The sequence below is a fragment of the Mycobacterium sp. E183 genome (genome assembly GCF_001667735.1).
Classification (GTDB): domain Bacteria; phylum Actinomycetota; class Actinomycetes; order Mycobacteriales; family Mycobacteriaceae; genus Mycobacterium.
In genome coordinates, this window is sequence record NZ_LZJN01000006.1 from 1 (window position 1) to 8,680 (window position 8,680).

An 8,680-nucleotide genomic window follows, 5' to 3' on the forward strand; every position below is an offset into this window, starting at 1 on the left:
CAGCCGGTTCTCACCCCGCGATGTCTGCGGGATCTGCGGCCAGCGCGACCGCCGTGGCGACCGCGTGCCCGACGCGCAGGTCCAGCGGGCTGGGGACGATCCGGTCGAAAGCCAGGTCATCGCTGACGACCGAGAAGATCGCCTCGGCCGCGGCCACCATCATCTTTTCGGTGATCCTGCGCGCGTCGGGCACGCGGTCGCCACGGCGGTCGCGCTGGCCGCAGATCCCGCAGACATCGCGGGGTGAGAACCGGCTGGCTGGCGGTGCCGCTGGTCGCCGCCCTGCTCGCCGCGGCCGGCTGCGGCACGGATACCGGTGAACACCGCGCCCGCCCGGAACTGGTGGTCGGCTCGGGGGCGGATTCGGAGTCGGCGCTGCTGGCCGGCGTCTACGTGGCCGCGCTGCGGTCCTATGGTTTCGCGGCGCGCGCCGAGACCGCGGACGATCCGATGGCGCGCCTGGACGCGGGTGCCTTCACCGTCGTCCCGGCGTTTACCGGACGCAAACTGGAGAGCCTGCAGCCCGGCGCGGTCGCGACGTCTGACGCCGACGTCTACCGCGCGATGGTCGCCGCGCTACCCGAGGGCGTCGCGGCGGGCGACTACACGACCGCCGCGGAAGACAAGCCCGTGCTGCTGGTGACGGGGGCCACCGCGAAGGCGTGGGGCGGCAGCGACGTCAGCGCCGACCTGAGCACGCTGCCGAAGCACTGCGCCGGCCTCGTCGTCGGCGCCGTCACCGGGCGCCCGGCCCCTTCGAACGTGGGCACCTGCCGGCTCCCCGTTCCGCGCGAATTCCCCGACGAGACAACGATGTTCAACGCGGTGAAGGCCGGTCAACTGACCGCGGGGTGGACGACCACAGCCGACCCCGGCCTGCCCGCCGACCTGGTCACGCTCGTCGACGGGAAGCCCGCGCTGATACGGGCCGAGAACGTGGTGCCGCTGTATCGCCGCAACGCGCTGAGCGACCGGCAACTGCTGGCGATCAATGAAGTGGCCGGGGTCCTGGATACGGCGGCCCTGGTCGACATGCGCCGCCAGGTGGCCGGGGGAGCCGACCCGCAGGCGGTGGCCGGCGGCTGGTTGGCGGAACACCCACTGGGGCGGTGACGGGCGGCCGGGGTCAGCGCTTGGGCAGCAACCGGGTCACGACACGCTGCACGCGACCCATGACGGGGCCGCGCAGGAGCCGCTCGGGCTGCGAACCGGTCAGCCGCACCACCAAATCCATGGCCTTGACGTCCGGTCCGACCAACACTCGCGCCCTGTCCTTGCGCACGCCCGCCAAGATGACCTGCGCCGCCCGCTGCGGCGTGGTCTTGGCTTGTTGCTCCTCGAACAGCTCCGCCAGGCCGTCCTGGTCCAGGCCCTCGGCGAAGATCGCGTTGCGGGCGAACCCCGTCTTCACGCCGCCCGGGTGCACGGTCGTCACCCGCACCGGGTGACCCGCCAGCACCATTTCCTGTCGCAGCGCCTCGGTGAAGCCGCGGACCGCGAACTTGGCGGAGACGTATGCCGCCTGGCCCGGCGCGGCGAACAGGCCGAGCGCGCTGGAGATGTTGATGAGGTGGCCGTCGCCGGAGGCGATGAGGTGCGGGAGGAACGCCTTGGTGCCGTTGACGACGCCCCAATAGTCGACGTCCATCACCCGTTCGATGTCCTTGAACCGGCTGTCCTCGATCGACCCGACGAACGTGATGCCCGCGTTGTTGTACAGCTGGTTGACCTGGCCGAAGTGCTCGCGGACCGCGTCGGCGTAGGCCAGGAAGGCCTCGCGCTCGGTCACGTTGAGGCGATCGGCTTTGACGGGCGCGCCGATGGCCTTGAGCTGTTCCTCGGTCTGCGCCAGCCCATCGGTGTCCACGTCGCTGATCGCGAGCTTGGCACCCGCGCGGCCCAGTTCCAGGGCCAGCGCCCGGCCGATGCCCGAACCCGCGCCCGTGACGACGGCGACCTTGCCGGCGAACTCATGCATGCGGTGCTCCCTTGTGGCGGCGTGACCGCGTCGAGGCTATCCGGTGCGGCGATTCGCCGCTATGGAATCCATCACTGCTTGGGCATCAGCCGGCCCATGACCGGGCCGAACAGCTGCTGATAGTACGGGCCGGCCACGCGCACCATCACGTCCAGAACCTTCGCGTCCGTGCCGACCAGCACCCGGGCCCTCTTCTTGCGGACGGCTTCCAGGATGACCTGGGCCGCTCGCTGCGGGCTGGTCTTGGCAAGCCGTTTGTCGAACAGACTGGCCAGCTGGGCCTGGTCGAGGCCCTCGGCGGCGGTGGCGTTGCGGGCGATCGCGGTTTTGATGCCGCCGGGGTGCACGGTGGTCACCGCCACCGGGTGGCCGGCCGCCACCATTTCCTGTCGCAACGCCTCGGTGAATCCCCGGACCGCGAATTTGGCCGAGTTGTAGGCCGCCTGCCCGGGCACCGCGAAGAGGCCGAACACGCTGGAGATGTTGATGACGTGGCCGTCGCCGGAGGCGATCAGGTGCGGCAGGAACGCCTTCGTGCCGTTGACGACGCCCCAGAAGTCGACGTCCATCACCCGTTCGATGTCCTTGAACTGGCTGACTTCGACGTCGCCGGTGAAGGCGATGCCGGCATTGTTGTAGATCTGGTTCACCTTGCCGAAGTGCTCGCGGACCGCGTCGGCGTAGGCCAGGAAGGCCTCGCGCTCGGTCACGTCGAGCCGGTCGGCTTTGACCTCGGCTCCGATCGCCTTCAACCGTGCCTCGGTCTCGGCGAGCCCCTCGAGGTCGACGTCGCTGATCGCGACCTTGGCGCCGGAGCGCGCCAACTCGACGGCCAGCGCCTGCCCGATCCCCGAACCCGCGCCCGTCACCACTGCGACCTTGCCGGCGAACCCCTGCATGAGCACCCTTCCTTCCACGGCCCAATTGCGTCGAGGCTAGCCGGTACCGACGGTCCCCGGTACGCGTGGGTGGGCAACCCGCGGTCAGCGGAAGGCCGTGTCGAGGATCTCCTGCTGCTCGACCGCATGCACCTTCGACGAGCCCGACGACGGCGCCGACATCGCCCGGCGGGAGATGCGCTTGAGCCCGGTGAGCTTGTCGGGCAGCAGCTCGGGCAGCTCCAGGCCGAACCGCGGCCACGCGCCCTGGTTGGCCGGCTCCTCCTGCACCCAGAAGAACTCCCTGGCGCCGGGGTAGCGGTCCAGCGTCTCGTTGAGCCGGCGCTTGGGCAGCGGGGCGAGCTGCTCGATGCGCACGATCGCGACGTCGTCCCGGTTGTCCTTTGCCTTGCGCGCCACCAGCTCGTAGTAGATCTTCCCGCTGGTCAGCAGGATCCTGGTGACCTTGCTTCGGTCGCCGATGCCGTCCTCGTATGTCGGCTCCTCGAGCACCGAGCGGAACTTGATCTCGGTGAAGTCCCTGATGTCGCTGACGGCGGCCTTGTTGCGCAGCATCGACTTCGGCGTGAACACGATCAGCGGCCGCTGCACACCGTCGAGGGCGTGCCGGCGCAACAGGTGGAAATAGTTCGACGGCGTCGACGGCATCGCGATCGTCATCGACCCCTCCGCCCACAGCTGCAGGAAGCGTTCGATGCGACCGGAGGTGTGGTCGGGGCCCTGGCCCTCGTGGCCGTGCGGCAGCAGCAGCACCACGTTGGACAGCTGGCCCCACTTGGCCTCACCGGAGCTGATGAACTCGTCGATGATCGACTGCGCCCCGTTGACGAAGTCGCCGAACTGGGCCTCCCACAACACCAGGGCGTCCGGGTTGCCCACGGTGTAGCCGTACTCGAACCCGACGGCGGCGTATTCCGACAGCGGTGAGTCGTACACCAGGAACTTGCCGCCGGTCGGAGTCCCGTCCTTGTTGGTCGCCAGCAGCTGCAGCGGGCAGAACTCTTCGCCGGTGTGGCGGTCGATGATCACCGAATGCCGCTGGGAGAAGGTGCCGCGCCGGGTGTCCTGGCCCGACAGCCGGACCAGCTTGCCCTCGGCCACCAGCGAACCCAGCGCCAGCAGCTCGCCGAACGCCCAGTCGATCTTGCCCTCGTAGGCCATCTCCCGGCGCTTTTCCAGCACCGGCTGCACGCGCGGGTGCGCGCTGAAGCCTTCCGGCAGGTCGAGAAACGCGTCGCCGATGCGGGACAGCAGCGCCTTGTCGACGGCGGTGGCCAACGACGGGGAAATGCGCTGCAGCGACTCCACCGACTCGCTCGGCTGCACGCCGTGTTTCTCCAGGTCGCGCACCTCGTTGAACACCCGCTCCAGCTGGCCCTGGTAGTCGCGCAGTGCGTCCTCGGCCTCCTTCAGCGAGATGTCGCCGCGACCGATCAGGGCTTCGGTGTAGCTCTTGCGCACCCCGCGCTTGATGTCGACGACGTCGTACATCGACGGGTTGGTCATCGACGGGTCGTCGCCTTCGTTGTGGCCGCGCTTGCGGTAGCACAGCATGTCGATGACGACGTCCTTCTTGAACCGCTGGCGGAAGTCCACGGCCAGCTGCGCCACCCACACGCAGGCCTCCGGGTCGTCGCCGTTCACGTGGAAGATCGGCGCCCCGATCATCTTCGCGACGTCGGTGCAGTACTCGCTGGATCGCGAGTATTCCGGCGCCGTGGTGAAGCCGATCTGGTTGTTGACGATGATGTGTATCGTGCCGCCGACGCGGTAACCGGGCAGGTTGGCCAGGTTCAGCGTCTCGGCGACCACGCCCTGGCCGGCGAATGCGGCGTCGCCGTGCAGCATCATTGGCACCACCGAGAAGGCCTTCTCCTCGCCGTCGTCGTGGGCGCCGCGGTTCAGCAGGTCCTGCTTGGCCCGGACCAGGCCCTCGAGCACCGGGTCCACCGCTTCCAGGTGCGACGGGTTGGCGGTAAGCGAGACCTGAATGTCGTTGTCGCCGAACATCTGTAGGTACACGCCGGTGGCGCCCAGGTGGTACTTGACGTCACCCGAGCCGTGGGCCTGCGACGGGTTCAGGTTCCCCTCGAACTCGCTGAAGATCTGCGAGTAGGGCTTGCCCACGATGTTGGCCAGGACGTTGAGGCGGCCGCGGTGGGGCATGCCGATGACGACCTCGTCGAGGCCGTGCTCGGCGCACTGGTCGATCGCCGCGTCCATCATCGGGATCACGCTCTCCGCGCCCTCCAGCGAAAAGCGTTTCTGCCCAACGTATTTGGTCTGCAGGAACGTCTCGAACGCCTCGGCGGCGTTCAGCTTGCTCAGGATGAATTTCTGCTCGGCCACCGTCGGCTTGACGTGCTTGGTCTCGACGCGCTGCTGCAGCCACTCCTGCTGCTCGGGGTCGAGGATGTGGGTGTATTCGACGCCGATGTGGCGGCAGTATGCGTCACGGAGCAGCCCGAGCACGTCGCGCAGCTTCTTGTACTCGCAACCGGCGAAGCCGTTGACCTTGAACACCCGGTCGAGGTCCCACAGCGTCAGGCCGTGGTTGAGGATTTCGAGGTCGGGGTGGCTGCGGAACCGGCTGCCGTCCAGCCGCAACGGGTCGATGTCGGCCATCAGGTGTCCGCGGTTGCGGTAGGCCGCGATCAACTCCATCACCCGGGCGTTCTTGTCGACGATCGAGTCCGGGTTGTCGGTGCTCCACCGCACCGGCAGGTACGGGTTGCCCAGTTCGCGGAAGATCTCGTCCCAGAAGGCGTCCGACAGCAGCATCTCGTGGATGGTGCGCAGGAAGTCGCCGGATTCCGCGCCCTGGATGATGCGGTGGTCGTAGGTGGAGGTCAGCGTGATCAGCTTGCCGATGCCCAGCTCGGCGATGCGTTCCTCGCTGGCGCCCTGGAACTCCGCCGGGTACTCCATGGCGCCGACGCCGATGATGGCGCCCTGGCCGGCCATGAGCCGCGGCACCGAGTGCACGGTGCCGATAGTGCCGGGGTTGGTCAGCGAAATCGTCACGCCGGCAAAGTCTTCGGCGGTCAGCTTGCCGTCGCGGGCGCGGCGGACGATGTCCTCGTAAGCGGTGACGAACTGCGCGAACCGCATGGTTTCGCAGCCCTTGATGCCGGCCACCACCAGGGAGCGCTTGCCGTCCTTGCCCTGCAGGTCGATGGCGAGGCCCAGATTGGTGTGCGCCGGGGTGACCGCGGTGGGTTTGCCGTCGACCTCGGCGTAGTGCCGGTTCATGTTCGGGAACTGCTTGATCGCCTGCACCAGCGCGTAGCCGAGCAGGTGGGTGAACGAGATCTTGCCGCCGCGGGTGCGCTTGAGCTGGTTGTTGATGACGATACGGTTGTCGATGAGCAGCTTGGCGGGAACGGCGCGGACGCTGGTGGCGGTCGGCACGTCCAGCGAGGCGGACATGTTCTTGACGACGGCGGCCGCGGCGCCGCGCAGCGTCTGCAGCTCGTCGCCCTCGGCAGGCGGGGGAGTCGGGGCCTTGGCTTTCGCCGGTGCGGCGGGGGCGCCGTTGCCGGCGGAGCCCGCGGGCTTGGCGGGCGCGGCGGTCTGGGTTACCGGCGGCGCGGGCGTTGGCTGCGGTGCGCTGGCGGCCGCCTGGCCGTCGCCGGTGGCCGCGCTCGAGGGGGAGTCGCCGGTCGGCTCGGGGTTGTAGTCGACGAGGAACTCATGCCAGCTCGGATCGACCGAGGAGGGGTCGTCGCGGAACTTGCGGTACATCTCCTCGACCAGCCATTCGTTTTGCCCGAATGGTGAACTTATGTTGCTCACGACCGCTGTTCGCCTCAATTCCTCTGTCCGGCAAGCGCTTTTACCTGTTGTGGCGCGGCGCCCGCACGTTTGTCGACCCCGGAGTGTGGAGCATGTCACACCAGTGGCGATGCTCAACGTTTCCGCCCTATAAAGGCTAACCTTTCGCCAGCAATTCGCCAGGGAGACGGGGGTATGGAGGGGGACGGCCGTTCGCTAGCCGGCTTCGTGGAAGGGCGGCACCAGGTGCAGCGCGCGTGGCCAGCGCACCGGCGGGGTGCCGAAGGCGCGGTTGGCGTTGCGGACGATCTTCCTGCCGGCGAAATAGTTGCCGACGGCTCCGACGACGACGCCGATGCCGACCGGCAGCAGCTTGCCGAACACCAGGGCGCCGCGGCGCAGCGTATACCGCTTGACCCAGGACTTGAGCAGCCGCGAGTTCAGCCGCGACATCGACGACAGCGGCACCGCGGCCATGCTCTCGGAAATCCAGCCGCCGTTGGTGCGCGCCGGCCCGAACAGCTGGGTGACCGCCTCCTTGCTGTTGTCGCCGACCAGCACGGACAGCACCAGGGCCCGGCGCCGTTCCCGGTGGTCGGCGGGAATGTCGTACACCACCGCGACAGCCAGCACGAAGAACGCGGTAGCTTCCAGGAACGTGACCGTCTCCGCCGCGGCGGCGGACAGCGCGCTCAACGTGCCGATACCCGGGATGGTGGCCGCCGCGCCCACCGCCATGCCGCTGGCCGTCACCATGCCCACATAGCGTCTCTGCAGCTTGGCGAGGATGTCGGCGGGGCCGCTGTTCGGGTGCGCGTTGCGCAACCGGGACACGTAGGCCTCGGCGGCCGGGCCCTGGATCCGCGAGCTCCGCTCGATGACCTGGGCCAATGCCCGCGCAGACGCCTTGGGCCTGCCGTCGGCGGGCATCGGCGCATCATCCGCGTGCGACATGCTGAAAAATCGGTTCGAAGACCGCTTCCGTCGGGCCCGCATCCTGCCTCTCCTGAAATGGCGTCCTACCAGGCTAACGTGCCCGCCGCAGATCACCGCCCGAACACGAAAGCTCGGGGGTGGTGTACCCCGGATCGGATCCGTGGCTGCCCCCAATCGGCCCAGCGGCAATAATGCAGGCTGGATGTCCGTGATGGCCCGGGCCGATCGATGAACAGGCCCGCGCAGGCACGCATCGTCCGAAGCGGAAACGAGGTGGGGAGATGGCCACGGCGACGCCTCCGTCGGCCGGGGGAACCCGGCGCGCGGCGCCGAATCCACCCCACAGCGGGCGCCGAAACCTCCTGATCGAGAACTCGCCGCAGTCGCAGAAGCCCTGGAACGCGCTCTGGGCGATGATGATCGGCTTCTTCATGATCATGGTCGACTCGACGATCGTCGCCATCGCGAACCCGACGATCATGACGAACCTGCACATCGGCTACGACACCGTGATCTGGGTGACCAGCGCCTACCTGCTGGGTTATGCGGTCGTGCTGCTGGTGGCCGGGCGGCTCGGTGACCGATTCGGCCCGAAGAACATGTACCTGATCGGGCTGGTGGTGTTCACCGTCGCCTCGGTGTGGTGCGGGCTGTCGGGCAGCGCCGCGATGTTGATCGCCGCCCGCGTCGTCCAAGGCGTGGGCGCCGGCGTGCTCACGCCCCAGACTTTGTCGACGATCACCCGGATCTTCCCGCCGGAACGCCGCGGCGTCGCGGTGAGCCTGTGGGGCGCCACCGCCGGCGTGGCCAGCCTGGTGGGCCCGCTGGCCGGCGGCGTGCTGGTCGACGGGCTGGGCTGGCAGTGGATCTTCTTCGTCAACGTCCCGATCGGCGTGCTGGGGCTGGCCCTGGCCTACTGGCTGGTCCCCGTGCTGCCCACGCAGTCGCACCGGTTCGATGTGGTGGGCGTCGTGTTGTCCGGCGCGGGCATGTTCCTGATCGTGTTCGGCTTGCAGCAGGGCCAGGCCGCGCACTGGGAACCCTGGATCTGGGCGATGATCGTCGCCGGCATCGGGTTCATGACGGTGTTCGT

At 68.6% G+C, this 8,680-nt stretch carries 6 protein-coding genes and 1 pseudogene; 2 read left to right on the forward strand and 5 right to left on the reverse strand.

From position 1 onward, the window contains the following. Positions 1–10: 10 nt before the first annotated feature. Positions 11–187: pseudogene (locus A5691_RS01285) on the reverse strand (NAD-dependent malic enzyme); the annotation flags it as partial. Positions 188–243: 56 nt separating this feature from the next. Between A5691_RS01285 and A5691_RS01290 the strand changes: the two are divergent. Continuing rightward, positions 244–1,113, forward strand: coding sequence for a glycine betaine ABC transporter substrate-binding protein (locus A5691_RS01290; RefSeq protein ID WP_067758926.1), 870 nt, complete (start codon positions 244–246; stop codon positions 1,111–1,113). Between the two features lie 13 nt (positions 1,114–1,126). On the opposite strand, the gene A5691_RS01295 is transcribed toward A5691_RS01290, so the two are convergent. The 4 genes from A5691_RS01295 to A5691_RS01310 all read right to left on the reverse strand — a co-directional run bounded on the left by A5691_RS01295 (position 1,127) and on the right by A5691_RS01310 (position 7,647). Next, positions 1,127–1,978, reverse strand: a complete 852-nt coding sequence (locus A5691_RS01295; protein ID WP_067784071.1) for an SDR family oxidoreductase — start codon at positions 1,976–1,978, stop codon at positions 1,127–1,129. Positions 1,979–2,049: 71 nt separating this feature from the next. After that, positions 2,050–2,877, reverse strand: a complete 828-nt coding sequence (locus A5691_RS01300; protein ID WP_067784073.1) for an SDR family oxidoreductase — start codon at positions 2,875–2,877, stop codon at positions 2,050–2,052. Between the two features lie 84 nt (positions 2,878–2,961). Beyond that, entirely contained in the window at positions 2,962–6,672 is a 3,711-nt protein-coding gene (locus A5691_RS01305) for a multifunctional oxoglutarate decarboxylase/oxoglutarate dehydrogenase thiamine pyrophosphate-binding subunit/dihydrolipoyllysine-residue succinyltransferase subunit (RefSeq protein ID WP_067758935.1), read from the reverse strand. A 195-nt stretch (positions 6,673–6,867) separates the two neighbouring features. Continuing rightward, positions 6,868–7,647 carry a hypothetical protein gene (locus A5691_RS01310; protein WP_082950084.1) on the reverse strand — a complete coding sequence of 260 codons (780 nt, stop codon included), beginning with the start codon at positions 7,645–7,647 and terminating at the stop codon, positions 6,868–6,870. A 353-nt stretch (positions 7,648–8,000) separates the two neighbouring features. Between A5691_RS01310 and A5691_RS01315 the strand changes: the two genes are divergently transcribed. Continuing rightward, the coding region (locus tag A5691_RS01315) for an MFS transporter (RefSeq protein WP_231972866.1) at positions 8,001–8,680 on the forward strand (680 nt) is incomplete at its 3' end.